Here is a 25365-nt window from a genome sequence, read left to right as displayed (position 1 = left end):
TGGCCCGCGTTCCGGTTACTTTTCGGGCGTTACCAGCTGCACCACGCTGGAGAAATCCAGCTTGCCGCGACCTGCCTGGTGGTTCATCGAGTACAGGTTGCGCGCCAGTTCGCCCAGCGGGATCGAGGCACCCACGCTCATCGCCGCTTCCACGGCCAGGCCCATGTCCTTGAGCATGAGGTCGCTGCCGAAGCCGCCGCTGTAGCCGCGCGAAGCCGGCGCGTTCTCCAGCACGCCCGGCCACGGGTTGCACACTTCGGTGGCCCAGCTGCGGCCGGTGCTGACGGCCATCATCTGCGACAGCACCTTCGGATCCAGCCCGTGCGCCACGCCCAGGGCGATGGACTCGCCGGTCACCGCCATGATCACGCCCAGTGCCATGTTGTTGCACAGCTTGGCCACCTGGCCGGCACCGCTGGCACCCACGTGGAAGATGTTCTTGCCCATGGCCTGCAGCAGCGGACGGGCGCGCTCCAGCGCATCGGATTCACCGCCGACGATGAAGGTCAGCGTGCCGGCCTGTGCGCCCGCCGTGCCGCCGGAGACCGGCGCGTCCAGCATCTGCAGGCCGCGCGCGGCCGCCGCTTCGGCCACCTTGCGTGCGGTGGCGGGGGCGATGGTGCTGCAGTCGATGATCAGCGCGCCCCCCTGGATATCCCCGAGCAGGCCATCGTCACCGAGGTAGACGCCTTCCACGTGGCGGCTCGCGGGCAGCATCGAGATGACGATCTCGGCATCGGTCAGCGTATCCAGCGCCGAGGTGGCGGCGGTGGCGCCAGCGTCAACGGCGGCCTGCACGGCGGCAGGCACCAGGTCGAACACGCGGACTGCGTGACCGGCCTTGGCCAGGTTGGCGGCCATCGGGCCACCCATGTTGCCCAACCCGATGAATGCAATACGGCTCATGCGTGGCTCCTTTCAGGGACGGTGGCACCCAGGTCGGCCAGCGGATGCGCGGCGTCGGACCAGGGCGAAACGAAGAAGGTGTCGGCCCAGGCCGCGGTGGCTTCGGCCAGCGTGCGCGGCTGCCAGTGCGGGGTGCGGTCCTTGTCGATCAGCAGCGCGCGGATGCCTTCGGCGAAATCGCCGTGGGCAGCCGCGTGCAGGGCCGCGATGTACTCGAGCCGATAGACCTCGGCCAGCGAAGCACCTTCTGCCTTGCGCTGCAGCTCGAAGGCCAGCCGTGCCGAACCGGGCGCGCCGGCGGCCAGCGTGGCCTGCGCGTTGGTCAGCCACGGATCCTCGGTCTGCAGTGCGGCAATCGCCTCGACGACGGCGCCGACGTCGTCGCCGCTACACAGCGCATCCACGGTGGCCGCATTGCGCAGCAGCGGGCCGGTGGCGGCATCGCTGGCGTGCTGTTGCAGCAGCGCGTCGAGCTGGTCGTGGTTGCGCTTGGCATCCTCGCCCCAGTGCACGGCGGCCAGGGCGTTGAACACCGCCTCGCGCTGCGCCTCGGCGATATGGATATCGGCCAGGCCGGCGTAGATCGCATCACCGGCATTGAGCGGCGCGCCGGTCAGCGCCACGAACAGGCCGCCCTTGCCCGGCACGCGCGGCAGCAACCAGCTGCCGCCCACGTCGGGGAACAGGCCCACGGTGATTTCCGGGAAGGCCAGTTTCGAGCGCTCGCTGACCACGCGATGGCTGGCGCCGGACATCAGGCCGATGCCGCCGCCCATGACGATGCCGTGGCCCCAGCACAGGATCGGCTTGGGATAGGTATGAATGGCGTAGTCGACGCGGTATTCCACGTCGAAGAACTCGGCCGCATAAGCGTTGTCGCGGATGTCGCTGCGGCCGGCGTCGCGGTACGCGCGCATGCTCTGGTACAGGCTGTGCAGGTCGCCGCCGGCGCAGAACGCCTTTTCGCCTGCGCCCTGCAGCACCACCAGCGCGATGCCGTCATCGCTCGCCCACGCGTCCAGCCGCTCACGCAGCAGGTGCGCCATGGGCAGCGAGAAGCCGTTGAGGGTACGCGGCGCGTTGAGCGTGGCGATGCCGATGCGGGTGCCGTTGGCGGCCGGGCGCTCCTCGAACAGCACCGGCGCGTCGTCGCTGGCGAGCGGCGTGCTCATGCGTTCTTCCACTGTGCGGCGCGCTTTTCCAGGAAGGCGTTCACGCCTTCGGCCTGGTCGGCGCTGTCGAACAGGTCAACGAAGGCTTCGCGCTCGCTGACCAGTGCGGCCGCGTGGGTGCCGGTGCGGGTGGCCTGCACCAGCGCCTTGCAGGCGGCGATGCTGGTCGGGCTCTGCTTGCCGGCCTTGTGCGCCCACTCCAGCGCCAGCGCCTTGGCCTCACCCTTGCCGACCTTCTCCTCGGCCAGGCCAATGCGCACGGCGGTGTCGGCGTCGATGCGTTCGCCGAGCAGGATCATCCGCTTGGCCCAACCTTCGCCGACCAGACGCGGCAGGTTCTGGGTGCCACCGGCGCACGGCAGCAGGCCAACGGTGGCCTCCGGCAGTGCCACCTGGGCATGTTCTTCGATGATGCGCAGGTCGCAGGCGAGTGCGCATTCCAGCCCGCCGCCCATGGCGTAGCCGTTGATCGCGGCGATGGACACGCCACGGAAGCCGGACAGCGCTTCGAAGGCTTCACCGAAACGGCGCGCGGCTTCGCGGGCGGCGGCCTTGTCGCCGGACGCGAACTGCTTCAGATCGGCACCGGCCGAGAAGAACTTCTCGCCGCCACCGGTGATCACCAGCGCGTAGATGTCGCGGTCGGCGTTGAGTGCACCTACCAGATCGCGCAGGGCGGACAGGCTGTGCACGGTCCAGGTGTGCGCGGGCGGGTTGTCCAGCGTCACCACCGCGACATGGCCATCGGCCTCGACCTTCAGGCCCACATGTTCGTGCTTGCGCCAATCCATCATCGCAGTTCCTCATCGGTGTTGAGCAGGTGGCGGGCGACGATCACACGCATGATCTCGTTGGTGCCCTCCAGGATCTGGTGAACGCGGCTGTCGCGCAGCAGGCGTTCGATCGGGTATTCGCGGATGTAGCCGTAGCCGCCATGGATCTGCAGTGCTTCGTTGCAGACCTGGAAGCCCGCGTCGGTGGCGAAGCGCTTGGCCATCGCGCACCACACGTTGGCGTCGCTGGCACCGGCATCGAGCTTGCGCGCGGCGGTATGCACCATCTGCCGCGCGGCTACCAGCTGGGTGACCATGTCGGCCAGCTTGAACTGCAGCGCCTGGAATTCCGACAGCGCCTTGCCGAACTGGCGGCGCTCGCCCATGTAGCGGCGTGCTGCATCCAGTGCGCCCTGCGCTGCACCCAGCGAGCAGGCGGCGATGTTGATGCGGCCGCCATCCAGGCCCTTCATGGCCAGCTTGAAACCACCACCTTCGTCGCCCAGCAGGTTGGCCACCGGCACACGGACGTTTTCGAAGGTGATGCCGCGGGTGGGCTGGCTGTTCCAGCCCATCTTCTCTTCCTTGCGGCCGTAGCTGATGCCGGCCAGTTCCGCCGGCACGGCCAGCGCGCTGATGCCGCCGGCACCGGGGCCGCCGGTACGCGCCATCACCACCAGCAGCTCGGTGGCACCGGCGCCGGAGATGAAGGCCTTGGACCCGTTCAGGACGTAATGGTCGCCGTCGCGCACCGCGCTGGTCTTCAGCGAGGCGGCGTCGGAGCCTGCGCCCGGCTCGGTCAGGCAGTACGAGGCCAGCTTGCTGCCCGACGACAGATCGCTGCCCCACGCGGCCCGCAACGCGTCCTGGCCCCAGGTGGAGACCATCCACGAGGCCATGTTGTGGATGCTGATGTAGGCCGCGGTGGACGGATCCACATTGGCGAGCTCCTCGATGACGACGGCGGCGTCCAGACGGCTCAGGCCGCTGCCACCGACGTCGGGGTCCATGTACAGGCCACAGAACCCGAGTTCCCCTGCCTTGGCGATCGCCTCGCGCGGAAAGATGCCCTCCGCATCCCATCGCGCGGCGTGCGGCGCCAGTTCGGCGTGGGCGAAGTCGCGCGCCGCCTCTCTATAGGCCTGCTGCGCTTCTTCGAGTTCCGTCGTCATCGAGTTGCTCATAAAAAATTCCCTGCAGTCACTTACTTCAGGCTGATCGTGGTGTTGACGCCATGACCCAGCGTTTCGTCGTCGAACCAGCGCGCGGTGATGGTCTTGGTCTGGGTGTAGAACATCACCACCTGCTTGCCGTACGGACCCAGGTCGCCGAGCTTGGAGGCGCGCGAACCGGTGAACGAGAACAGCGGCACCGGCACCGGAATCGGCACGTTGATGCCGACCTGGCCGACGTCGATCTCTTCCTGGAAACGGCGAGCCGCCGCACCGGACTGGGTGAACAGCGCCGTGCCGTTGCCGTTGGGGTTGCTGTTGATCAGATCGATGGCGTCATCCAGCGTCTCCGCTTCCAGGATGACCAGCACCGGCCCGAAGATTTCTTCGTCATAGATGCGCATGCCCGGCGTCACGCCGTCGAAGATGGTCGGGCCGACGAAGTTGCCCTTTTCGAAGCCATCCACCTGCGGGTTGCGACCGTCGAGCACCAGCTTGGCGCCCTGCTCCACGCCCGAGGCGATCAGGCTTTCGACGCGCTCGCGGGCGGCGCAGGAAATCACCGGGCCGACGTCGGTGCCGGCCACGCTGCCGGCGCTGACCTTCAGCGTTTTGGCCTTGGCCACCAGGTCCGGCACCCACTCGCGCGCCTCGCCCACCAGTACCAGGGTGGAGGCGGCCATGCAGCGCTGCCCGGCCGCACCGAAGGCGGCACCCACCATGGCGTTGAGGCTCTGTTCCTTGTTGGCGTCCGGCAGCACCACGGCGTGGTTCTTGGCGCCCATCATGCACTGCACGCGCTTGCCGGCCAGCGAGGCGCGGTTGTACACGTGGGTGCCGACGCGGGTGGAACCGACGAACGACACGGCCTTGATGTCCGGGTGGTCGCAGATCGCGTTGACCACTTCTTCGCCGCCGTGCACGACGTTGAGCACGCCCTTGGGAATGCCTGCTTCCAGCGCCAGTTCGACAAGGCGCATGGTGACCATCGGGTCCTGTTCGGACGGCTTGAGGATGAAGGTGTTGCCGGTGGCGATGGCCATCGGGAACATCCACAGCGGGATCATCGCCGGGAAGTTGAACGGGGTGATGCCCGCGCACACGCCCAGCGGCTGCAGCAGGGTGTAGGTGTCCACGCCGTTGGCCACGTTGTTGGCCAGCTCGCCCAGCTGCAGGTTGCCGATCGCCGCAGCGTGTTCAACCACTTCCAGCCCTCGGAACACGTCGCCTTCGGCGTCGGGCACGGTCTTGCCCTGCTCGGCGCTGAGGATGTGGGCCAGCTCGCCCATGTGTTCGCGGATCAGCTGCTGGTACTTCAGGAAGATGCGCGCGCGGGTGCCGATGGGCGTCTTCCGCCAGGTCTTGAAGGCTTCCTTGGCCGAGGCCACGGCGGCATCGACTTCGCCGACGGTGGCGAACGGCACCTGGGCCAGGACGTCCTGGGTGGCCGGATTGACCACGTTCTGCCAGTGCGAGCTGGCCGATTCGACGAACTGGCCGTCGATCAACATGCGGATACGGGGCGCTGCAACAGTCATAACAATCCCGGCGGGTCGATAAGTTATTGGCATTATTCACAGCCAAACGCTCGATTTCCGGCCTGTATACGCTTAATCTGGCCAACGCCCGCTACGATTTCTGTTAATTCTGTGAATAGCCAGCTGCATCAACGCCAGATCGGCCTGCGCCTGTTGAAGCTGCGCGAACAACGCGGCTACAGCCAGGCGGACCTCGCCCGGGCGCTGGGGCTGTCGGCGAGTTACCTGAACCAGATCGAGCGCAACAAGCGCCCCCTGACTCCGGCGGTGCAGCAGAAGCTGCGCGAGGTGTTGGGCGACGTTACCGACCTGTTCGATGTCGATGAGCCCGGCGCTCTGCAGGAGGCGCTGGGCGAGACCCTGCGCGACCTGGGCCTGGACGACGTGAGCAGCACCGAGCTGCGGGCGATGGCGGGCAACCTGCCGCAGATCAGCCGGGCCCTGCTCGACCTGCACCGCCGCCACCTGCTGCTGCGCGAACACGCCGCCGCGCTGGAGTTCCAGCTGGGCGACCCGCAGGCCGGGCAGGCGCTGCCAGCCGGCGACCAGGTGCGCGACTTCTTCAACCGCATGCACAACCACATTCCGGAGCTGGACGACCTGGCCGAGCAGCTGTTCGGCGAATGGGGGCTGGTGACCGGGCACGTGGCGCCGCGCCTGCGCCAGCTGCTGGCCGACCGCCACGGCGTGCTGGTGGAAGTGGCGCCGTTGCAGGCCGGGCGCGAGAAGCGCGTGTACGACGGCGGCAGCCGCACGCTGTGGCTGCCCGACTACCTGGAACCGGGCCAGCAGGCCTTCCAGATGGCCGCCGAGCTGGCGCTGCTGGGCTATGCCGAACAGATCGACGCGGTGATCGCGCGGGCCAGCTTCCACCAGCCCGAGCAGATCGCGCAGGCGCGGATCGGCATGTCCAACTACTTCGCCGGGGCGCTGGTGATGCCGTATGCGCAGTTCCTGCGCGCGGCCGAGCACAGCGCCTACGACATCGACGCGCTGGCGCACCGCTTCGGGGTGGGTTTCGAGGCGGTCTGCCACCGGCTCAGCACGCTGGCTCGGCGCAGTGCGCCAGGGCTGCCGTTCTTCTTCATCCGGGTGGACCGCGCCGGCAATGTGTCCAAGCGGCATTCGGCCACCGACTTCCACTTCTCGCAGGTGGGCGGCTCGTGCCCGCTGTGGATCGTGTACGAGGCCTTCAACCAACCCGGGCGGGTGCTGACCCAGACCGCACGCATGCCCGACGGGCGCCGCCACTTCTGGCTGGCGCGCCAGGTCAGCAGCGGCCCGGTCGGGCATGGGCAGCCGCGCAAGACCTTCGCGGTGGCACTGGGCTGCGACCTGCAGCATGCCGAGCGGCTGATCTATTCGCGCGGGCTGGACATCCAGAGCCCGGGCAACTCGGTGTCGATCGGCCCCGGCTGCCGGGTGTGCCCGCGCGAGGACTGCATGCAGCGCGCGTTCGCGCAGCTGCCCGGGCGCGCGTAAACGGTAGTGCCGGCCGCTGGCCGGCTCCAGGCAATAATCGATTGCCCGGTAGTGCCGGCCGCTGGCCGGCTCCAGGCGATAATCATTTGCCCGGTAGTGCCGGCCGCTGGCCGGCTCCAGGCGATAATCGATTGCCCGGTAGTGCCGGCCGCTGGCCGGCTCTTCATGACCTCCGGCAGGAGTTGCCTGGAGCCGGCCAGCGGCCGGCACTACGGTGCGTGGTGCCTGGAGCCGGCCAGCGGCCGGCCTTGCGGTGCGTGGTGCGTGGTGCGAGCGGCCCGGCATTGTGGTGCGTGGTGCGTGGTGCGAGCGGCCGGCATTGTGGCGCGTGGTGGAGAGTTGCCTGGAGCCGGCCAGCGGCCGGCACTACCGGCTGTTGACCGCTCTGCGGTCAATAGCTCGGCGTCACCTTCATCTGCGGCAGGGGGCGCGGCGCGCCTTCGGTGAGGTCCGGGCCGAGATCCTCCCATGCCTGCCCCTGCTCCACCATCAGCCGCCACAGCTGCTGCGATGCACGCCGCTTGTCCTCCGAACCCAGCCGGTACGAGGGCGCGGGCGGTTCGCCGCGGGCGACGGTTTCGTACGCGTCCCGCCACCCGGCCACGCGCTGGGCCGGGTCATCGGTGCGCGCTACTTCCAGCGTATAGCGCTGGTAGGCCGAGGCCAGGTTGCGCCAGCGGATCCAGTAGTGGTTGGCGAACGAGAAATCACCGAAGCGCTCGCCGGCCACGCTGCCCTTGGCGGCGATGCGGCTGAGCACCGCCTGCGGCATGTCCAGGTTCATGCCGCCCTCGTCGCCCTGCAGCGTGACGTGCACGATGCGGTCGCGGTACCCCGGCGCGCGCGCCTGCAACACATCGCGCCAGTTCTGCATCGTCGACACGATGGAGAACAGGAAGCCGGACATCTCGGCCGCCGCCAACGGCCGCGCTATCGGCTGGTAGCTGCGCTGCCAGCCCTGGCGATTCTCGGTAGGCAGGAACACGGCGGCGTCGACCGCAGTTTCCGCATCGTCGCCGGGCTGCGCGGCGTCGGGATGGCGTGGGTACACCAGATTGATGCCGAACGTCGGCCAGCGCGGCAGCGCGGCGTCGAACAGGTGGATCGGGAAGTTGCTGCTGATGCCTCCATCGGAGAACCAGCACACGCGGAACGCCGCGATCACCGACCCCTCGCCCTGGCCCGCACTGGTCAGGCCCTCCGTGCTGTCGGCAACGTTGCGGTTGTCGCGTGGCGGCAGTGCCTCGTCGGCCGATTCACAGCGCCGCTCGCGCCGCGCCGGCTCATGCAGCGGCACCGCGCTGATCAGCAGCGGGAAGCTCAGGCTCATGCGCGTGGCAACCAGCACCGGCAACTGCTCCCCATCCACCAGACGGTAGTAATCAACACCCTCCACCCGCTGCGGCGCGCCGGCCTGGGCCACCAGCCACTCGATCACGCTGGCCGGGAACAGCTGCATGAACTCCTCGCGCCGGAACCAGAAGTGCGCGCCGTTGAACGGCAACGTGCGTGGCTCGGTGTGCGACACGCAGGTGGTGATCATCTGCAGGCTGATCGACTGCGAACCGGCGGGTTCGCCGGGATAGCGCGGCGCGCGGTGCAGGTCGCCGAACGTGAGCGGTTGCCCCAGCGGCTGCCCGGACAGGGCCTGCAGGCGCGCATGCAGCCAGTCGGTCAGGGCCGGCGCTGTAGCATCAGGCTGCGTGGCACCCGAACACAGTCCCAGCAGGTTGCGCCGCGCCACGCGTGCCACGCGCAACGCCGAGGCCAGCACGGCGGCCCCATAGGCGCACAGCAGCGAGGGCAGCAGCGTGGCCCACATGCCCTGGCTGCCGGCGGCCAGCCACCCGATGCCGAGCAGCAGCGCCAGCGCGGCCAGCAGTTCCAGTGGCGCGATGGCGAACACCGCCGCCAGCAGGCAGGCGATCTTGCGCGGCAGGCTGGACTTGCCGGCCAGCGTCACCAGCAGGCGATACGCGGTATGCGCCCCGCGCGCAGGCTGGAACAGGCTGTAGATGAAGCCGCGCCGCGACAGCTGCGCCGATACGTCGGCCAGCCCCGCGAAGCCGACCTCTGCCTGCACCGGTTCACCCGCGTGGCGGCGGCGGTCGCCGAGCGCCGCCGCGGCCGCCACTGCGGCGGCAATCGCGCCAGCCGACGTTCCGCCGATGTTCTTGAACCGGTAGTCGCGGGCCAGCGACAACACCGCATTGGGATACACGATGCCGCTGGTGATACCGCCCTTCATGACCAGATCGCAGTACTTGTCCGCCACGTCGCCGCCCTCTGTCCGCCCACCGCGCGTTGCCGCGCCAGCCGCCTTCCCTGGACCCACGAGACCTGCCTGTCACTGCAGCGTTCCCCCACGACATGCCCGCGTCAGGACGGACACGCCACGGGGTGACGCTATAGGCACAGTATCGCCCAGAGGCTTCTCAGGACCTGAGAACCGCGCCGCAGTTGCGGCTATCGGTCGCCTGCGGCCGATTGCGGTACGCGGCGCACCTGCGACAGGTCGTAACCCAGCGCGGCGATGCGGGTCATGGCCTTCTGGTAGTCCTGGTCGGAGATCTTCGGGGTGCGTGCCATCAACCACATGTAGTCGCGCTTGCTGCGCCCGACGATGGTCTGCTGGTAGTCATCGTCCAGGGACACGATCACGTACTCGGCCTGGATCGGCCAGACGAACTGCATGCCCCACTCGGCGCCGTTGGTGCCTTCCTTGACGGTGCCCACCGGATGCATGGTCTTGATCGGGGCCTGGAAGCTGCCCTTGCGGTAGCGGAAGGTGGTCTGGATGCGGCCGTCGGGGCGCAGCTGGTACGACTCGACCGCATCGAAGGCCTCGCGTTCCGGGCGGCTGGGAATATGCGCGATCACATACCAGTCGCCCATGAAGCGTGGCACATCGACGTGGGCCACCGGCGGGATGGGGCGGGTGTTGCCACCACAGCCAAACAGCATGCCGGCAGCAAGCAGGGGAAACAGGCGACGTAGGGACATGGCGGTTTCCTCGAAGGGGGTCAGGAGCGACCGAACAGGTAGTGCGCAACCATCCACTGCTGGCCCTGCTGGTAGCCGAACAACTCTGCACAGGCCATCCAGAACATGCGCCAGCGCTGGAACCACAGCGCTGCGGCCGCATCGCCGTAGCCGGCACGCAGCACGGCCATCACCGCGTCGCGGTTCTGGTCCTGGCGCTCCAGCCAGTGGTTGGCGGTGCGCTCGTAATGGGTCCCGTCCAGCAACCAGCGCTGCTGCAGGTGCAGGTGCTGCTGGAAGCACAGCAGGGTATCGGCCGACGGCATCAGGCCGCCGGTGAAGAAATGCCGCCCCATCCAGTTGTCCTCGCCCTCGGTCTCGAACGGATACATCAGCGTGCGATGCACGAAGATGTGCACGAACAACTTGCCGTCCGGGCGCAGCCAGTGCTGGATACGCTGCAGCAGCCGTTCGTAGTTGCGCAGGTGCTCGAACATCTCGATGGAGATGCAGCGATCGAAGCTGCCATCGTCCAACGTCAGCTGGTTCACATCGCGGGTCAGCACGGTCACGTTGTCGAGCCCACGCGCGCGGCACTGGGCCATGATGTATTCGCGCTGGCTGTTGGAGTTGGACACCGCGGTGATGCGCGCGGCCGGGTAGCGCTCGGCCATCCACAGCGTCAACGAGCCCCAGCCGCAGCCCAGTTCCAGGATGTCCTGGCCGTCGGCCAGCTGGGCGCGCTCGCCGTACAGCGCCAGCATCGCCTCCTCGGCCTGGTCCAGGGTTTCGGTACCGGTGGGGTAATAGCAGCTGCTGTACTTGAGGCGCGCGCCGAGGCAGTCCTGGAAGAACGCCGCCGGCACTTCGTAGTGCTGGCGGTTGGCGGCATCCACGTGCAGGGCCAGCGGGCTGCGCGACAGCCCCGCGATGCGCTCGGCAAAGCGCTGCGACTGCCCCTCCGCGCCGCCGGCGCTTTCCTCGCGCAAGCGCTGTTCGCACTGGCGGCGGATGCCCAGCCGCAGCAGCGCATCGGGCAACAGGCCGCGTTCGGCCAGGCCGGTCAGCCCAGGTGCGTAGTCCGGCAGGGGCAGCGATTCACGGGCGACATTCACGGGGACGACTCCTTTTGGGGGGAGGTTTGACGAGAGGGGAACCACGGAAACAGCATCGGGGTGGTGCGCTGGTAGTCGCGGTAGTCCTCACCACGGCTGCGCAGCGCCTGCGCCTCGGTGAAGGGAATGCCGCTCACCCAGCGCAGGAACACGTACATCACCAGCGGTCCGGACCAGGCGAGCCACCACAGCGGCGAGTGCACGGCCAGCAGTACGTAGGTGAACCAGTGCAGCCATTCGAAGAAGTAGTTCGGGTGCCGCGAATAGCGCCAGAGGCCCTCGCGGCAGGTCTTGCCCTTGTTGGCCGGGTCGGCGCGGAAGCGCGCCAGCTGGCGGTCGGCAATGGCTTCGCCGCCCACGCTGAGCAGCCACATGCCCGCCGCCGCAATGATCCAGCCAACCGGCAGCGCTGCGCTCTGCGACACCGCCACGAAGGGCAGCGCGAACAACACGATCAACAGTGCCTGGAACTGGAAGAAGCCAAAGATCTTGCCTTGGTGACCGTTCCAGTGGCGACGCAGGTGCTGGTAGCGCCCGTCTTCCGCCTCACTGCGCACCCGGCGCCACAGGTGCAGGGCCAGGCGCACTCCCCAGGCGCCCCCCAGAACGGCCAACGCGATGCGCGGTGCGGCACTGCCCTCCCCCAGCAGTGCCAACAGCAGCGCAGAGGCGCCAACCCCTTTAGCCCACAACACATCCACCACGCCGATGTTCTGGTGCCGGCGTTGCCACCACCAGCCCCAGCACATGATCAGCGCGGCATACAGCCAGACCCATCCGAGCGAGCCCCATCCAGGTACGTTCATGCGTGTGCTCCGTTCGTATTCGCGACAGCGGCAGCGTCGTGCTGCCAATGCCGCGCGCTGGCCGCCAGCAGCGGCAGCGCCACCGCCCAACCCAGCGCCAGGATGATCACGCCCTGCCAGGACGGCGCGGCAAACAGCACCGACGACCAGCCCCGCGAGGCGGAGAGATAGGCCAGCGGCGCGAGCAGCCCGAGCAGCGCGGCCAGCCACCGCTTCTGCTGCAGCACCTTCAGTGAAACCGTGAGGGTCATGGCGAACGCGGCCCACAACGCCAGAATCCATACCGGTGCCAGCCACGCGCTGGGCCACGCCGCGGCGTACACCACCCGCTGCGAGCCCCCGGCAATACCATCCACCACCAGCCCGCACAGCACGGCCACCGCCAGCACCTTCAGCTCCACCGCAGGCCGCGCCGACATCGCCAGCTGGCTGCCGACGTAGGCGGTCGCGGCCAGCAGCGCCGGCCAGCGCAGTCCGTGCCCGGCACCGACCACCGCGCACAGCCACACCAGCTGGTTGCCGATCACGTTGGCCCAGAAGTGGCGCATGTCAGTGGGTGCCTGCGATCAGCGCCGGGCGGTAGCCGGGCCGCGCCATCAGCAGGTGCGACACGCCGATCGAGCGCTCCAGGAATCCACCCTCGCAGTACGCCAGGTAGAACTCCCACAGGCGGATGAAGCGATCATCGAAGCCCTGTGCACGCACGGCGGGCAGCTGCGACAGGAACCGGCGCCGCCAGGCGCGCAGGGTGAGTGCGTAGGAGGGGCCGAAGTCATGCTGGCCGATCAGCTGCAGGTCGCTGCTGCGGGTCTTGGCCGCCAGCATGGCGTTGATCGACGGAATGAAGCTGCCCGGAAAGACGAAGCGCTTGATGTAGTCCACGCTGCGCCGGGCCTGTTCGTAGCGCTGGTCTTCGATGGTGATGGCCTGCAGCATGGCCAGACCATCAGGCTTCAACAAGCGCCCGAGCGTGGCGAAGTAGGTGTCCAGGTACTGCGCACCGATCGCCTCGATCATCTCGATGGACACCAGCTTGTCGTACTGGCCGTCCAGGTCGCGGTAGTCCTTGAGCAGCACCGTGACCTTGTCCTGCAGGCCGGCGGCGGCCACGCGTTCGTTGGCCAGCGCGTACTGTTCCTTCGAGATGGTGGTGGTGGTGACATGGCAGCCGTGGTGAAGCGCGGCGTACACCGCAAAGCCGCCCCAGCCGGTACCGATCTCCACCACGCGGTCACCCGGCGCAAGCTGCAGCTGTTCGCAGATGCGCGCCAGCTTGCGCTGCGAGGCCACTTCCAGCGTGTCGCCGGCTTCGGCATACAGCGCCGAGGAGTACATCAGGTCCGAGGACAGGAACAACGAGAAGAACGCGTTGCCCAGGTCGTAGTGCGCGGCGATGTTGCGGCGGCTGCCCTCGCGGGTGTTGCGGCGCAGCCGGTTCCAGCCCTTCAGCAGCCAGCCGCCGAGCCGCGCCGGACCGCGCTCCATGCCATCGAGCAGATCGCGGTTGCGCACCAGCAGCTGCACCAGCGCCACCAGGTCGTCGCAGCGCCAGTCGCCGCGGATATAGGACTCGCCAGCACCCACGCTGCCCTGCGCGGCCACCGCGCGGTAGAACGCCGGATCGTCCACCCATACCGTCACCTTCAGCGGCGCGGCGGGGTCGCCCAGGCTCACCTCGCCCAGCGCATCGCGCAGTTGCAGGCAGCCGCCCTGCAACGGCCCGAGCTGGGCCAGCAGGCGCCGGCGCAGGAACGCCTCGAGTGCAGTGGGTCGTGGCAGCGCCAGCGCCCGGGAGAGGTCGTTCATGATTGTTTTTCCGCAAGGGAGGGATGGTCGTGGACCGGGGTGCGCTTGAGCCACAGGCGCAGCGCCTGCCAATGGATGGCCGCCACCACCTTCAACGTCATCAGCGGGTGGCGCAGCAGCACGCCGGCCAGCCCGCGCCCGTCCAGCGGCTGGCGCCGCAGGTCCAGGTCGGCGTCGAACTGGCGCTCGCCCGCGCGCCACACCTGCATGTGCACGTGCAGGTCATCGCCCGGCGCGGTGAAGCGCCAGCGGTACTCGCAGTCCATCGGCATGAACGGCGAGACGTGGAACTGCTTGTCGAAGGTCCAGCACAGCGCGCGCCCGTGTCGATCGGACTGCGCCACCGGCAGCACGTAGGCGTGGCGTTCCTTCCACGGGGTATTGGTGATCTCGGCCACGATGCAGTCCAGCGTGGTCCCGTCGGCGGCGTAGCAGTAGTAGAAGCTCACCGGATTGAACACATGGCCGGCGTAGCGCAGGTGGGTGAGCAGGCGGATCGGTCCGGCCGGCGCGCGCCCCAGGGCCGCACTGATGCGCGCGCGCACCGCTTCGGCCAGCGGCTGCTGCGGGTCGCCCAGGTAATCGCTGCGGCGGAACTCGGCCACGTTGCGGCGGTTCACCGACCACAGCCAGCGGCCGCGGAACACCTGGCCGATCTCGTCGAGATCGAGCAGCAGCTGCGCCACCGGATAGCCGAACGCATGCGCGCGCGGGGCATGCCGGCGGTGCCGCATCCTGCCTCGGTAGATGGCGCTGGCCGTCATGCCGGCACCCCGTGCGACAGCGGCCACCAGGCTTCGGCATCCAGCGCGTGCAGCGCGTCCACCACGCGGCGCGCGCTGCGGATGCCGTCCTCATGGAAACCCCAGCCCCAGTAGGCACCGGCGAACCAGGTGCGGCGCCGACCCTGGATCTCGGCCCAGCGCGACTGCGCGCGCACCATCGCATGGTCGTGCACGGGGTGGGCGTACTGCAGCGTCCGCAGCACCTTCTCCGGCGCGATGGCCTCACTGCGGTTGAGCGTGACCACCAGCGGCGTGGGCGTGTCGATGCCCTGCAGCAGGTTCATGCAGTAGCTGACGGTGCACGGCGCCAGCGGGTCGCGCGGCACATGCGCGTTCCACGCCGCCCACGCCTTGCGGTTGCTCGGCAGCAGACGCGCATCGGTGTGCAGCACCACCTCGTTGGGCTGGTAGCGGATTGCACCAAGGATGCTGCGTTCGATGCCATCGGCATCGGAGAGCAGCGCCAGCGCCTGGTCGCTGTGGCAGGCCAGCACCATCTGGTCGAAGCCTTCCAGCCCGCCTGCGGTATGCACCCGCACGCCGTGTTCGTGGCGCTCCACGCCCAGCACCCGGCAGCCCAGCCGCTCGCGCACGTGCCAGCGCCGGCGCAGCGCCTGGATGTACTGCCACGAGCCCCCCGTGACCACCCGCCACGGCGCACGCCCACTGACCTGCAGCATCTGGTGGTTGGCCATGAACTGCACCAGGTAGCGTGCGGGGAAGTCGGCCAGGCTGGCGATCGGCGACGACCACAGCGCCGACGCCATCGGCAGCAGGTGTTCCTGGATGAAGGCGCCCCCGTAGCCGCCCTGGTCCAGGAATTCGCCCAGCGACGGGCCCTCATCGTTGCCGTGCAGCAGCGCAGGCGCCTCGCGGTAGAAGCGCCGCAGGTCGCGCAGCATGCCCCAGAAGCGCGGCGACACCAGGTTGCGGCGCTGGCAGAACAGCGTATCCAGCGACGTGGCGTTGTATTCCAGCCCACTGCGTTCGCTGTGCACGGAGAAGCTCATCGTGGTGGGCTGCGATTGGACATGCAGCTCGTCGAACAGCGCGGTCAGCAACGGGTAGTTCAGCGGATTGAACACGATGAAGCCGGTGTCCACCGCGTGTATGCGCCCATCCACCTGCACCTGGTGGGTGTGGGTGTGGCCGCCCAGGTAGTCGTTGGCCTCGAACAGGGTCACTTCGTGGCGCTGGCTGAGCCACCACGCACTGGCCAGGCCGGCGATGCCCGATCCGATCACGGCAATGCGCATGTCAGTGCTCCGCCTTGGCCAGCACCCAGGCCGGCACGGGTTTGAGGTCGCGCACCAGGCCCAGCAGCGCCATCGCGCGCAGGCCGTACCAGGTCACATCCACTTCCCACCAGTAGAAGCCCTGCCGCGCCGTGCCCGGGAAGAAGTGGTGGTTGTTGTGCCAGCCTTCGCCGAAGGTGAGCAGGGCCAGCCACAGGTTGTTGCGGCTGTCATCGCCGGTGTCGAAGCGGCGTCGGCCGAACCGGTGCGCCAGCGAGTTGATGGTCACCGTGGCGTGGAACAGCACCACCGTGGAAATGAAGAAGCCCCACACCAGCATCTGCCCGCCGCTGGTACCCCACGCGGGCAGCAGATGCTCAAGCAGGGCGCCCAGCCCGAACAGCGCTGCGGCCAGCGCGATCGGCACCAGGGTGTCGAAGCGGTCCAGCCAGCGCAGTTCGGGATAGCGGGCCAGGTCGGGAATGCGCGCCCAGTCGGTGCGGAACCCTTCCGTGGTGAGGAACCAGCCCATGTGGCTCCACCAGAAGCCGTGCACGCTGGGGGAATGCGGGTCTGCGGCGGTGTCGGTATGGCGGTGGTGGTTGCGATGGTGCGCGGCCCACCACAGCGGCCCGCGCTGCACGCTGGACGCGCCGATCAGGGCGAACACGAACTGCACCACCCGCGAGGTGCGGAAGGTACGGTGCGCGAAGTAGCGGTGGTAGAACGCGGTGATGGCGAACATGCGCAGCGCGTACAGCGCCACCGCCACGCCTACCGCCACCCAGGACACCCCCACCCAGATCACGGCCAGGCAGGCCAGGTGCATGGCCGCGAACGGGATCGCGCGCAGCCAGTCCACGCGCTGCTCGGCGCCGTCGGATACCGCCGCGTCGGCGCCGGTATCGAACCAGCGAAGCAGCGTGGCCATCCGGCGGCGGGGGCCGCGGCCGGATGCATCGGGGGTGGAACGGGACAGCATGTCGCGCGTCTCCTGAGCGGTTCATCAGGAGATACGCAGGCCGGCGGCGTTTGGATGCACCCATTCCGAAAAATACTTCCGGAAGGGTGCCGTTACAGGTTGGCGATGTCGCCCTTGGCGATGATCGGACCGGTCGGAATGCCCTGCGGCGCGCCGCCGGACGGTTCCAGGGTGATCGCCAGCATCGAGCCGTTCACCAGCACGTCACGCAGCGTGTCCGGGACCGCCACCGTGTGCGCCCGGTTGATCGAGACCAGGCCCAGCGAGCGCGGGGTGCCACCGGCCGGGATCAGCCACAGCTCCGGTGCGCGTCCGGCCGCATCGGCCGGGGCGGGCACGGGCACCATCAGCACCTTGCCCTGCGCCTTGTCGACCGAGGCCAGCCAACCGGGCGTGCCGTCGTCGTGCAGCAGCGGGGTGACCGGCTTGGTGGCCTGCTCCGGTTCGGCCGGGGTCGGGGTCGGAGTGACGGCCACCGGGGTCACCGGCGCGGTGGGCGGCAGTTCCTGGCGGTTGAACACCGCCACCAGCGCCAATGCCGCGGCCAGGGCGGTCATGCCCTGCCAGAAGCCGGTGCGCTGCCAGAGCCTCGCCGGCGCCGCGGCGACCGCCGGCCAGCCCAGCTCGGTACGGATGCGCGGCCACAGGTGCGCCGGCACCGTGGCCGTGCCCAGCGATTCCAGCAGCGGCGCCAGCCGCTGTTCCCATTGTTGGACCAGCCGGGCGAAGCCCGGGTCGGTTTCAATGCGGCGCTCGATCTCGGCGCGTTGCGCGGCGTCGAGCACGCCCAGCACGTACTCGCCGGCCAGGATGTCGGCGGTCGGCGGCTCGCCGTCGTCAGGAAGGTCGTGGAGGTCGCGGATGTTCATTGTTCCAGGCACACCCGCAGTTGGCCCAGGCCGCGCCGGATCCAGCTCTTCACCGAGCCCAGCGGCGAACCGATGCGACGGGCCAGCTCTTCATAGCTGGAGCCGTCCATGAATGCGGCGCGGATCAGCGCGCGGCGCTTGCTTTCCAGCGTGTCCAGGCAGCGCGCCAGGCGCTCGCGGTCCGACGCCTGCTCTGCGGCCTGCGGCGGCTGCGCGTCGGCGTCGGGCAGGTCGTCGATCACCGACAGGTCGTCCATCGCGCGCGGCGGCGCGGCGCGCAGGCGGTCGATCGCGCGGTGGCGGGCCGTCATCGAGAGCCAGGTCATGGCCGAGGCCTTGGCCGGATCGAACTGCCCCGCCTTCTTCCACACGCTGGCGAAGACCTCCTGCAGCACGTCCTCGGCGTCGCCGCGATCGTGCAGCAGGTGCAGGCAGATGGCGAACAGACGCCCGGACGCCAGCTGGTAGACCGATTCGAACGCCTTGCGGTCGCCCGCGGCGACGCGGACGAGCAGTTCGTCCAGGCGCGTTGCGGCGTCGGTGTCGGAAACGTCCAGCTCAGGCATCGCGGGCTCAATGTCGGCAGGGAGCGAGTCTGCATGGTCGTTGCTCCGGCGGTTGGCCGCAAGAGGGTATTCAGCTGTCGCATGTCTTCACCAGTGGCTGCACCCGTGCCGTGGCAAGCTCGGCGGCGGACGCCGCTACCGGCCGCGCGGGGAACTCCACCCGCACCTGCGGATAGCGCCCGTTGCGGTCACGCACGTTGCCGGTGCCGCTGAACTGCAGCAGGCGCTGGTCGGCGCTGGCGTACACCAGGGTCACCGCCGGCACCGCAAACCCGAACCACGCATCCAGCTTCATCTGCAGCTGCTGGGCCGGCTGGCCCTGCCAGGTCAGCGTGCCGGTGCGCTGCACTTTCAACGGCACCAGCCGCTGGCGGCTGGGCAGCAGGAACTGGAACGCCACCGCCTGCCCGTCACGCAGGTCCTCCCAGTGGCGGCGGACCGCAGCATCGAAGCCGGCATCCACCACCGCATCGGGCGGCACCACCAGTGCATGGCTGACCGGCGCGGCGGCGGCCGAGGCGCGGGTATAGACCGTGCGTGCCGCCCCGTTGCCGCGCACCCCTTCCTGGTACCCGTCGCGGCCATCTTCCAGCGCGAAGTCCGGTGTCTGCGGGCTGCCCTGCGGGGTCATCCACTTGCGGGCAAAGGCCCGGCCGTCGGCGCAGCGGTACAGCACCAGCCGCGACTGGGCCTCGGGCGGGCCCTGCAACCAGTGGCTCTCGCGATACAGCAGGGCCGTACCTGAGGCCGCATAGGCGCGGCCTTCCTGGCGCTGGATGGACTGGGCCGACACGAGCAGCGGGCTCAACAGCAGGAGCAGTCCAGCGAGGCAGTGAGGTGAGTGGCGCATGCCCGGTTCCAGGGGAGGGTCGTGGAGAGATACGCGCGAAGTGCCTTGGCGGATGCACCCAATAGGTACCACGCCGCCTGACTCACTCCAACCCCGCATCGATCACGCAACGCATGCCTTATTGCGCTGGGCGCACAAGCACGCAGCGCGTTACGCTTCACGCCCTTGAGGTAAAGGACTCCACCTTGCAGTACAGCTCCGACCTGCCGGGTGCGCCGGCATGACCAGCGCCCTGGAAATTGCCGCCAACGTCACCGTGGCCGCCTCCATCCTGCTGGCCGGCCGCAACAGCGTGCACACCTGGTGGACCGGGATCATCGGCTGCACCCTGTTCGGCGTGGTGTTCTACGAGGCCCGCCTCTACGCCGACGTGGTGCTGCAGGGCGTGTTCGTGGCCACCAGCGTGATCGGCTGGTGGCAGTGGCTGCGCGGCGACCACGGGCATGTCCTGCCGATCACCCGCGTTCAACTGCCTACCCTGGCCTGGATCCTGCCGGCCGCCGTGCTGGCCAGCGTCGGCTACGGCCTGCTGCTGCATACCTGGACCGATGCCTACGCACCGTTCCTGGACTCGGCGGTGCTGGTGCTCAGCGTGGTTGCGCAGTTGTTGATGATGCGCCGCAAGCTGGATTCGTGGTGGTTCTGGCTGCTGGTCAACAGCGTGGCCGTGCCGCTGTATGCCAGCCGTGGCCTGCACCTGACCGCCGTGCTCTACGTGGTGTTCTGGATCAACGCGCTGGTGTCGCTGCGGCACTGGCACCGCTTGATGCGCGGGCAGCCGGCGCATGCCTGAGCACTTCCGCACGGGGTTGGTGGTCGGCAAGTTCAGTCCATTGCACCGTGGCCACCAGGCGCTGATCGACCATGCGCTGGCCCGGTGCGACCGCGTGCTGCTGCTGAGCTGGAGCCAGCCGGAATTCAGCGGCTGCCATGCGGCTCAGCGTGAGGCGTGGCTGCAGGCCCTGTACCCCCACGTGACACGGCTGGTGCTGGACGATGGCCGACTGGCCGCAGCGTGCCGACAGCACAGCCTGCCGGTACGGCGGCTGCCCACCAACGAGGACGACGACGCGGCCCAGCGCGCATTCGTGGGCTGGGTGTGCAGCGCCCTCTGGGGCGTGCGGGTGGACGCGGTGTTTACCAGCGAATCGTACGGCGATGGATTCGCGGCAGCCCTGCAGGAACATTTCAGCACCGAAGCGGGGCGGCCGTGGCCGGTTGCCCATGTGTGCCTGGACCAGGCCCGCCGCCAGGTTCCGGTCTCGGGCACTGCGCTGCGGCGTGATCCGCACGCGCTGCGCGGCTTTCTCGACCCGCGCGTCTACGCCGGTTTCGTCGGCCGGATCGGCCTGCTGGGCGGCGAATCCAGCGGCAAGACCACGCTCGCCGCCGCCTTGGCCAGCCACCTGCAGACGCAATGGGTGGCAGAGTTCGGGCGCGAACACTGGGAGGCCCGGCAAGGTGCGCTGACCTATGACGACCTGCTGCATATCGCGCAGGTGCAGGTCGCGCGGGAAGACGCCATGGCCGGCCACGCCAATCGTTGGCTGGTGTGCGACACCACCCCGCTGACCACGCTGCTGTATTGCGAAGATATGTTCGGCCGCGCCGAGCCCGCGCTGCGCACGCTGGCGCAGCGCCGCTACGACATGCTGTTCCTGTGCGCGGCGGACTTCCCGTTCGTGCAGGATGGTACGCGCCGCGACGATGCCTTCCGCCTGGCCCAGCAACGCGCCTACGTGGCGGCGCTGTCCGCACAGGGCATGCCGTTCACCCTGCTTACCGGCAGCGTGGAGGCGCGCGTGGCGCAGGCGGTCCAGGCGTTGGCGCGGGCAGGCGTCGCGCCTGAATGATCCATGCCAGGTGGTGGCGCTGCCACTGGCAGGGCACTGCGGAGGCAGCGCAGAATCCGCAGAACGGATCGTCACCCCGCAAGGATTGCCCATGATCACCCGACGTCGATTTCTGGCCGCCGCAGGCACCAGTGCACTGGCCGGCGCCAGTGTCAGCGCGTGCAGCTCCGCGCCGGTGGTCAACGACATCAGTCAGCTCGAGGCCACAGCGGTGGCCGGCGTGGTTCCGGTGCAGCGGCAGGCCGACATCGTCTCGGCGCTGACGCACCACCGGGGCCCGGTGTGCGTGGCCGGCGGGCGCTACAGCATGGGCGGGCAGACCAGCGCCGAACAGGCCCTGCAGCTCAACATGGAGGGGTACAACGGGCTGGTGTTCCTGGACGTCGCGCGCAAGGTGGTGCGGGTCAAGGCGGGCATGCGCTGGCGTGCACTGCAGGATCATCTGGACCGGCACGATCTGTCGGTGAAGGTCATGCAGAGTTTCAGCAACTTCACGGTGGGCGGCTCGGTGTCGGTGAATTGCCACGGCCGCTATGTGGGCGGTGGCAGCATCGCCTCCACTGTGCGCGCATTGCAGCTCGTGCTGCGCTCCGGCGAAGTGGTGGAAGCCACGCGCACGCAACAGGCGGCGCTGTTTGCCGGCGTGCTGGGCGGCTACGGACTGCTCGGCGTGGTGAGCGAAGTGGAGCTGGACGTCGTCGACAACGACATCATTGAACGGCACGTGGAACGGGTGCCGCTGGCCGCGTACCCCGACTGGTTCCAGCGCAACGTCGCGGCGCACCCCGATGCGGTCATGCACAACGCCGACCTGCTGCCACCCTCGTTCGATGCCCCCTTGGCCATCACATGGCGGCGCACGCAGGCGGCGCTGACCGACCCCACGCGGCTGGTGCCGATGGGCGGGCACTACGACACCGAGCAGAACATGATCTGGGCGCTGTCCGAACTGCCTGGCGGGCATTCACTGCGTGGGAGCGTGGTGAAAAAGCTGCGTGCGCCGCGCGTGATCCGCCGCAACCTGGAGGCGAGCCTGGACGTGGCGGCGTTGGAGCCACGCACGCGCGTGATGTCCACCTACCTGCTGCAGGAGTACTTCATTCCGGTGCGGCACTTCCACACCTTCGCCGCGACCATGGCCAAGGTGCTGCAGGACCACCAGGTCAATGCGTTGAACGTGTCCATCCGCCATGCGCCTGCCGATCCACTCGCGCTGATGGCGTGGGCAAAGGAACCGGTGTTCTGCTTCGTGCTGTATTACAAACAACGCCGCTACCCGTGGGCAGACGGGCAGACGGTGGGCTGGACGCGCGCCCTGGTGAACGCGGCCATCGGCTGCGGCGGGCGTTACTACCTGCCCTACCGGCCGCATGCCACCACCGCGCAGTTCCTGGCGGCCTACCCGGAAGCCCATGCATTCGTAGCGCTGAAGCGCGAGGTGGATCCAGACCTGCAGCTGGTCAACCACCTGTGGCAACGCTACATGCGCCCGCTGGCGGGGTAGACACGCGCCGGGGCTTGACGGCCTGAACAGGAGGCGTAGCATTTGCAGCAAGCCAAGGGACAGACCCGCGGCAGCCACAACGACATGAGGGATTCTCATGGAATACGACTATCTCGTTTTCATCGGGCGTTTCGAGCCCTTCCACAACGGCCATGCCGCCGTTGCCCGCCTGGCCCTGAGCCGGGCCCGCAAGCTGATCTTCCTGGTCGGTTCTGCCGATACCCCCCGCAGCCTCCGCAATCCCTGGACCGTGGCCGAACGCGCCGTGATGATCCAGGCTGCCCTCGATGGCAGCACCGAACGGCTGATCATCCGTCCCCTTCGCGACCACCTCTACAACGAGGCGCACTGGATTGCCGGCGTGCAGCGTGCCGTGGCCGACGCGCTGCGCAGCGATGGTGCCGCCGCCGATGCCAAGGTCGGGCTGGTGGGCATGGACAAGGATGTATCGAGCTACTACCTGCGCGAGTTTCCGCAGTGGCCGCTGGTGGATGTGCAGCACACCGAAACGCTCTCGGCCACGGAACTGCGCCGCTACCTGTTCGAGTCGGGCGACCTGGACTTCCACGGCGCACTGCTGATGCTGCGCGGCAACGTGCCGGCACCGGTGTACGAAATGCTGGAAGCCTTCCGCAAGAGCTCGCCGGCGTACGGCCAGCTGGTGGCCGAGTACCGCTTCATCGAGCAGTACCGTGCGGCCTGGAAGGATGCGCCCTACGCGCCCACCTTCGTCACCACCGATGCCGTGGTGGTGCATTCCGGCCACGTGCTGCTGGTGCGCCGCCGTTCGGAGCCGGGCAAGGGCCTGTGGGCATTGCCGGGCGGATTCGTCGGCCAGCAGCAGAGCCTGCTCGACAGCTGCCTGCGTGAACTGCGCGAAGAAACCCGCCTGAAGATTCCGCTACCGGTCTTGAAGGGCTCGCTGAAGAGCCAGCATGTCTTCGACCACCCCGAGCGCAGACAGCGCGGCCGCACCATCACCCATGCTTTCCACTTTGAGTTTGCGGCAGGCGAACTGCCGCCCGTGCGCGGCGGCGACGATGCCGACAAGGCACGCTGGATTCCGGTGAGCGAAGCGCTGGACATGGGCCCGCAGCTGTACGAAGACCACCTGCACATCCTGGAGTTTTTCCTGGGCCGGGGCTGATCCCGACCCGTTTCCCACGCCGGCGGATAGACCGCCGGTGTTCCCCCGACGCGAAGGAGCTTCCGTCATGCACTACCTCGATAATCTTCTCCTCAATACCGACAGCTACAAGGCCAGCCACTGGCTGCAGTATCCGCCGGGTACCGACGCCACCTTCTTCTACGTGGAATCGCGCGGCGGCCTGTACGACCGCACCGTCTTCTTCGGCCTGCAGGCGCTCCTGAAGGACTACCTGGCCAAGCCGATCACCCATGCCGATGTCGACACCGCGCGCGATCTGTTCGCCGCCCACGGTGTGCCATTCAACGAAGACGGCTGGCGCTACATCGTTGACCACCACGCCGGCCTGATGCCGATCCGCATCCGCGCGGTGCCCGAGGGCACGGTCGTTCCGGTCCACAACGCATTGATGACCATCGAATCGACCGACCCGAACGCGTTCTGGGTGCCGTCGTATCTGGAAACGATGCTGCTGCGCATCTGGTACCCGGTCACCGTGGCGACCATCAGCTGGCATGCCAAGCAGACCATCCGCCAGTTCCTGGAACGCACCAGCGATGACGCGGAGGGGCAGCTGCCATTCAAGCTGCACGACTTCGGCAGCCGCGGTGTCTCGAGCCTGGAATCGGCCGCCATCGGCGGCGCGGCGCACCTGGTCAACTTCCTCGGTACCGACACCGTCTCGGCCCTGCTGTATGCCCGGGCGTTCTACCACGCCCCCATGGCGGGTTACTCGATTCCGGCCGCCGAGCACAGCACGATCACCAGCTGGGGCCGCGATGGCGAGGTGGAGGCCTACCGCAACATGCTGGCGCAGTTCGCCAAGCCCGGCGCGCTGGTGGCGGTGGTGTCGGACAGCTACGACATCTACCACGCCATCACCGAGCACTGGGGCACCACGCTGCGCCAGCAGGTGATCGACTCGGGCGCCACGGTAGTGATCCGCCCCGACTCGGGCGACCCGGTGACCGTGGTGCTCAAGTGCCTGGAACTGCTCGACGAGGCCTTCGGGCACACCGTCAACGGCAAGGGCTACAAGGTGCTCAACCATGTGCGCGTGATCCAGGGCGATGGGGTCAACCCCACCAGCATCGGCGAGATCCTGGAGAGCATCACCACGGCCGGCTACGCCGCCGACAACCTCGCCTTCGGCATGGGCGGCGCGCTGCTGCAGCGGTTGGACCGTGACACCCAGAAGTTCGCCCTGAAGTGCTCGGCCGCCCGGGTCAACGGGCGCTGGATCGACGTCTACAAGGACCCGGTGACCGACAGCGGCAAGCAGAGCAAGCGCGGCCGCATGAGCCTGCTGCGCCATCGCGAGTACGGCCAGTTCCGCACCGTGCCGGTGCCGGCGGAGGCCGCCTCGCTGGCCGACATGGAAATGCCGCTGGGCTTCGAGGACGCCATGGTGACGGTGTGGGAGAACGGTCGGTTGCTGCACGACGAGGCGCTGGAGCAGATCCGCAGCCGGGCCAACGCCGCACGGCGTTAACGCACAGGCGCTTGACCGTTGCCCCAAGTCGGCCTACCTTGTGCTCGCCGAAGGTATCCATCTCTTCATGCAGATGAAGGGATGGGTTTAAACGGGAATCCGGTGAAGGCGCCTTGCGCGCCCATTCCGGAGCTGCCCCGCAGCGGTAAATGGAAACGAAGCCTGCCAACAGCACTGGGCGTGATCGCCTGGGAAGCGGCAGGGAGTAGGTGGGCGTCCGCGCCCGTGTCCATCAGCCCGAATACCGGCCCCGGCCGGAGGACACGACCGTCCTCCGATTCGACCTGGAACGTCCGCGGGGAGGTTGCCGGGGCCTGACGCCACGCCTGC

23 protein-coding genes and 1 riboswitch are annotated in these 25365 nt (G+C 68.5%); of the genes, 6 read left to right on the top strand and 17 right to left on the bottom strand.

Annotation, left to right across the window (positions count from 1 at the left end; genetic code table 11):
• Positions 1–15 precede the first annotated feature (15 nt).
• Genes mmsB through AC3ITN_RS01305 form a run of 5 tightly spaced genes read right to left on the bottom strand, consistent with a single transcriptional unit; the run spans position 16 to position 5561 of the window.
• On the bottom strand, positions 16–906 hold the full coding sequence (gene mmsB / locus AC3ITN_RS01325) for a 3-hydroxyisobutyrate dehydrogenase (RefSeq protein ID WP_489391804.1): 891 nt from the start codon (positions 904–906) through the stop codon (positions 16–18).
• Positions 903–2078 carry an enoyl-CoA hydratase/isomerase family protein gene (locus AC3ITN_RS01320; protein WP_489391803.1) on the bottom strand — a complete coding sequence of 392 codons (1176 nt, stop codon included), beginning with the start codon at positions 2076–2078 and terminating at the stop codon, positions 903–905. Before AC3ITN_RS01320 ends, mmsB begins: the two co-directional genes overlap by 4 nt.
• A complete protein-coding gene (locus AC3ITN_RS01315; RefSeq protein WP_489391802.1) occupies positions 2075–2872 on the bottom strand; it encodes an enoyl-CoA hydratase in 798 nt (265 codons plus the stop codon). The genes AC3ITN_RS01320 and AC3ITN_RS01315 overlap by 4 nt, the downstream gene beginning before the upstream one ends.
• The gene (locus AC3ITN_RS01310) at positions 2869–4023 is read right to left on the bottom strand and encodes an acyl-CoA dehydrogenase family protein (RefSeq protein ID WP_489391801.1); all 1155 of its coding nucleotides are present in this window, start codon (positions 4021–4023) and stop codon (positions 2869–2871) included. The genes AC3ITN_RS01315 and AC3ITN_RS01310 overlap by 4 nt, the downstream gene beginning before the upstream one ends.
• A 32-nt stretch (positions 4024–4055) precedes the next feature.
• Positions 4056–5561 (bottom strand): CoA-acylating methylmalonate-semialdehyde dehydrogenase, encoded by a 1506-nt coding sequence (locus AC3ITN_RS01305; RefSeq protein WP_489391800.1) that lies wholly within the window; start codon positions 5559–5561, stop codon positions 4056–4058.
• Positions 5562–5672: 111 nt separating this feature from the next.
• Between AC3ITN_RS01305 and AC3ITN_RS01300 the strand changes: the two genes are divergently transcribed.
• Positions 5673–7043 carry a helix-turn-helix domain-containing protein gene (locus AC3ITN_RS01300; RefSeq protein WP_489391799.1) on the top strand — a complete coding sequence of 457 codons (1371 nt, stop codon included), beginning with the start codon at positions 5673–5675 and terminating at the stop codon, positions 7041–7043.
• Between the two features lie 391 nt (positions 7044–7434).
• Here the strand turns inward: AC3ITN_RS01300 and AC3ITN_RS01295 are convergent, their stop codons facing one another.
• The 12 genes from AC3ITN_RS01295 to AC3ITN_RS01240 all read right to left on the bottom strand — a co-directional run bounded on the left by AC3ITN_RS01295 (position 7435) and on the right by AC3ITN_RS01240 (position 19039).
• The gene (locus AC3ITN_RS01295) at positions 7435–9291 is read right to left on the bottom strand and encodes a patatin-like phospholipase family protein (protein WP_489391798.1); all 1857 of its coding nucleotides are present in this window, start codon (positions 9289–9291) and stop codon (positions 7435–7437) included.
• 218 nt (positions 9292–9509) lie between these two features.
• On the bottom strand, positions 9510–10007 hold the full coding sequence (locus AC3ITN_RS01290; protein WP_489392856.1) for a lipocalin family protein: 498 nt from the start codon (positions 10005–10007) through the stop codon (positions 9510–9512).
• A gap of 59 nt (positions 10008–10066) precedes the next feature.
• The gene (locus tag AC3ITN_RS01285; protein WP_489391797.1) at positions 10067–11140 is read right to left on the bottom strand and encodes an SAM-dependent methyltransferase; all 1074 of its coding nucleotides are present in this window, start codon (positions 11138–11140) and stop codon (positions 10067–10069) included.
• Positions 11137–11946, bottom strand: coding sequence for a DUF1295 domain-containing protein (locus AC3ITN_RS01280; protein ID WP_489391796.1), 810 nt, complete (start codon positions 11944–11946; stop codon positions 11137–11139). Before AC3ITN_RS01280 ends, AC3ITN_RS01285 begins: the two co-directional genes overlap by 4 nt.
• A complete protein-coding gene (locus tag AC3ITN_RS01275; protein WP_489391795.1) occupies positions 11943–12494 on the bottom strand; it encodes a DUF2878 domain-containing protein in 552 nt (183 codons plus the stop codon). The genes AC3ITN_RS01280 and AC3ITN_RS01275 overlap by 4 nt, the downstream gene beginning before the upstream one ends.
• A gap of 1 nt (position 12495) precedes the next feature.
• Positions 12496–13752, bottom strand: a complete 1257-nt coding sequence (locus AC3ITN_RS01270) for a class I SAM-dependent methyltransferase (protein WP_489391794.1) — start codon at positions 13750–13752, stop codon at positions 12496–12498.
• A complete protein-coding gene (locus tag AC3ITN_RS01265) occupies positions 13749–14516 on the bottom strand; it encodes a DUF1365 domain-containing protein (protein ID WP_489392855.1) in 768 nt (255 codons plus the stop codon). Before AC3ITN_RS01265 ends, AC3ITN_RS01270 begins: the two co-directional genes overlap by 4 nt.
• Positions 14513–15793 (bottom strand): NAD(P)/FAD-dependent oxidoreductase, encoded by a 1281-nt coding sequence (locus AC3ITN_RS01260; protein ID WP_489391793.1) that lies wholly within the window; start codon positions 15791–15793, stop codon positions 14513–14515. Before AC3ITN_RS01260 ends, AC3ITN_RS01265 begins: the two co-directional genes overlap by 4 nt.
• A gap of 1 nt (position 15794) precedes the next feature.
• Complete coding sequence (locus tag AC3ITN_RS01255; RefSeq protein WP_489391792.1) at positions 15795–16754, bottom strand: acyl-CoA desaturase; 960 nt, start codon at positions 16752–16754, stop codon at positions 15795–15797.
• A gap of 92 nt (positions 16755–16846) precedes the next feature.
• Entirely contained in the window at positions 16847–17623 is a 777-nt protein-coding gene (locus AC3ITN_RS01250; protein WP_489391791.1) for an anti-sigma factor, read from the bottom strand.
• Positions 17620–18189, bottom strand: coding sequence for a sigma-70 family RNA polymerase sigma factor (locus AC3ITN_RS01245; RefSeq protein WP_313342003.1), 570 nt, complete (start codon positions 18187–18189; stop codon positions 17620–17622). The genes AC3ITN_RS01250 and AC3ITN_RS01245 overlap by 4 nt, the downstream gene beginning before the upstream one ends.
• 70 nt (positions 18190–18259) lie before the next feature.
• A complete protein-coding gene (locus tag AC3ITN_RS01240; RefSeq protein WP_489391790.1) occupies positions 18260–19039 on the bottom strand; it encodes a hypothetical protein in 780 nt (259 codons plus the stop codon).
• 220 nt (positions 19040–19259) lie between these two features.
• Here AC3ITN_RS01240 and pnuC point away from each other — a divergent pair, with 220 nt between their 5' ends.
• From pnuC to AC3ITN_RS01215, 5 genes are all read left to right on the top strand, one after another.
• Positions 19260–19832 (top strand): nicotinamide riboside transporter PnuC, encoded by a 573-nt coding sequence (pnuC, locus tag AC3ITN_RS01235; protein ID WP_489391789.1) that lies wholly within the window; start codon positions 19260–19262, stop codon positions 19830–19832.
• Positions 19825–20892 (top strand): AAA family ATPase, encoded by a 1068-nt coding sequence (locus tag AC3ITN_RS01230; RefSeq protein ID WP_489391788.1) that lies wholly within the window; start codon positions 19825–19827, stop codon positions 20890–20892. The genes pnuC and AC3ITN_RS01230 overlap by 8 nt, the downstream gene beginning before the upstream one ends.
• Before the next feature lie 91 nt (positions 20893–20983).
• Positions 20984–22396, top strand: a complete 1413-nt coding sequence (locus AC3ITN_RS01225; RefSeq protein WP_489391787.1) for an FAD-binding oxidoreductase — start codon at positions 20984–20986, stop codon at positions 22394–22396.
• A gap of 91 nt (positions 22397–22487) precedes the next feature.
• A complete protein-coding gene (locus AC3ITN_RS01220) occupies positions 22488–23543 on the top strand; it encodes a bifunctional nicotinamide-nucleotide adenylyltransferase/Nudix hydroxylase (protein WP_489392854.1) in 1056 nt (351 codons plus the stop codon).
• Between the two features lie 67 nt (positions 23544–23610).
• On the top strand, positions 23611–25035 hold the full coding sequence (locus AC3ITN_RS01215; RefSeq protein WP_489391786.1) for a nicotinate phosphoribosyltransferase: 1425 nt from the start codon (positions 23611–23613) through the stop codon (positions 25033–25035).
• A 33-nt stretch (positions 25036–25068) separates the two neighbouring features.
• Positions 25069–25302, top strand: a riboswitch (cobalamin riboswitch).
• Positions 25303–25365: the final 63 nt, after the last annotated feature.

Source organism: Stenotrophomonas sp. KH_036_B, assembly GCF_057839485.1.
Note: the sequence above shows the minus strand (reverse complement) of the source record. Positions and strands in the feature narration are given on the sequence as shown.

Bases quoted from the DNA above. Each gene is read 5' to 3' on its own strand.
- mmsB (WP_489391804.1), bottom strand. From the start codon at position 906: ATGAGCCGTATTGCATTCATCGGGTTGGGCAACATGGGTGGCCCGATG.
- AC3ITN_RS01320 (WP_489391803.1), bottom strand. From the start codon at position 2,078: ATGAGCACGCCGCTCGCCAGCGACGACGCGCCGGTGCTGTTCGAGGAG.
- AC3ITN_RS01315 (WP_489391802.1), bottom strand. From the start codon at position 2,872: ATGATGGATTGGCGCAAGCACGAACATGTGGGCCTGAAGGTCGAGGCC.
- AC3ITN_RS01310 (WP_489391801.1), bottom strand. From the start codon at position 4,023: ATGACGACGGAACTCGAAGAAGCGCAGCAGGCCTATAGAGAGGCGGCG.
- AC3ITN_RS01305 (WP_489391800.1), bottom strand. From the start codon at position 5,561: ATGACTGTTGCAGCGCCCCGTATCCGCATGTTGATCGACGGCCAGTTC.
- AC3ITN_RS01295 (WP_489391798.1), bottom strand. From the start codon at position 9,291: ATGAAGGGCGGTATCACCAGCGGCATCGTGTATCCCAATGCGGTGTTG.
- AC3ITN_RS01290 (WP_489392856.1), bottom strand. From the start codon at position 10,007: ATGCTGTTTGGCTGTGGTGGCAACACCCGCCCCATCCCGCCGGTGGCC.
- AC3ITN_RS01280 (WP_489391796.1), bottom strand. From the start codon at position 11,946: ATGAACGTACCTGGATGGGGCTCGCTCGGATGGGTCTGGCTGTATGCC.
- AC3ITN_RS01275 (WP_489391795.1), bottom strand. From the start codon at position 12,494: ATGCGCCACTTCTGGGCCAACGTGATCGGCAACCAGCTGGTGTGGCTG.
- AC3ITN_RS01270 (WP_489391794.1), bottom strand. From the start codon at position 13,752: ATGAACGACCTCTCCCGGGCGCTGGCGCTGCCACGACCCACTGCACTC.
- AC3ITN_RS01265 (WP_489392855.1), bottom strand. From the start codon at position 14,516: ATGACGGCCAGCGCCATCTACCGAGGCAGGATGCGGCACCGCCGGCAT.
- AC3ITN_RS01260 (WP_489391793.1), bottom strand. From the start codon at position 15,793: ATGCGCATTGCCGTGATCGGATCGGGCATCGCCGGCCTGGCCAGTGCG.
- AC3ITN_RS01255 (WP_489391792.1), bottom strand. From the start codon at position 16,754: ATGCTGTCCCGTTCCACCCCCGATGCATCCGGCCGCGGCCCCCGCCGC.
- AC3ITN_RS01250 (WP_489391791.1), bottom strand. From the start codon at position 17,623: ATGAACATCCGCGACCTCCACGACCTTCCTGACGACGGCGAGCCGCCG.
- AC3ITN_RS01245 (WP_313342003.1), bottom strand. From the start codon at position 18,189: ATGCCTGAGCTGGACGTTTCCGACACCGACGCCGCAACGCGCCTGGAC.
- AC3ITN_RS01240 (WP_489391790.1), bottom strand. From the start codon at position 19,039: ATGCGCCACTCACCTCACTGCCTCGCTGGACTGCTCCTGCTGTTGAGC.
- pnuC (WP_489391789.1), top strand. From the start codon at position 19,260: ATGACCAGCGCCCTGGAAATTGCCGCCAACGTCACCGTGGCCGCCTCC.
- AC3ITN_RS01230 (WP_489391788.1), top strand. From the start codon at position 19,825: ATGCCTGAGCACTTCCGCACGGGGTTGGTGGTCGGCAAGTTCAGTCCA.
- AC3ITN_RS01225 (WP_489391787.1), top strand. From the start codon at position 20,984: ATGATCACCCGACGTCGATTTCTGGCCGCCGCAGGCACCAGTGCACTG.
- AC3ITN_RS01215 (WP_489391786.1), top strand. From the start codon at position 23,611: ATGCACTACCTCGATAATCTTCTCCTCAATACCGACAGCTACAAGGCC.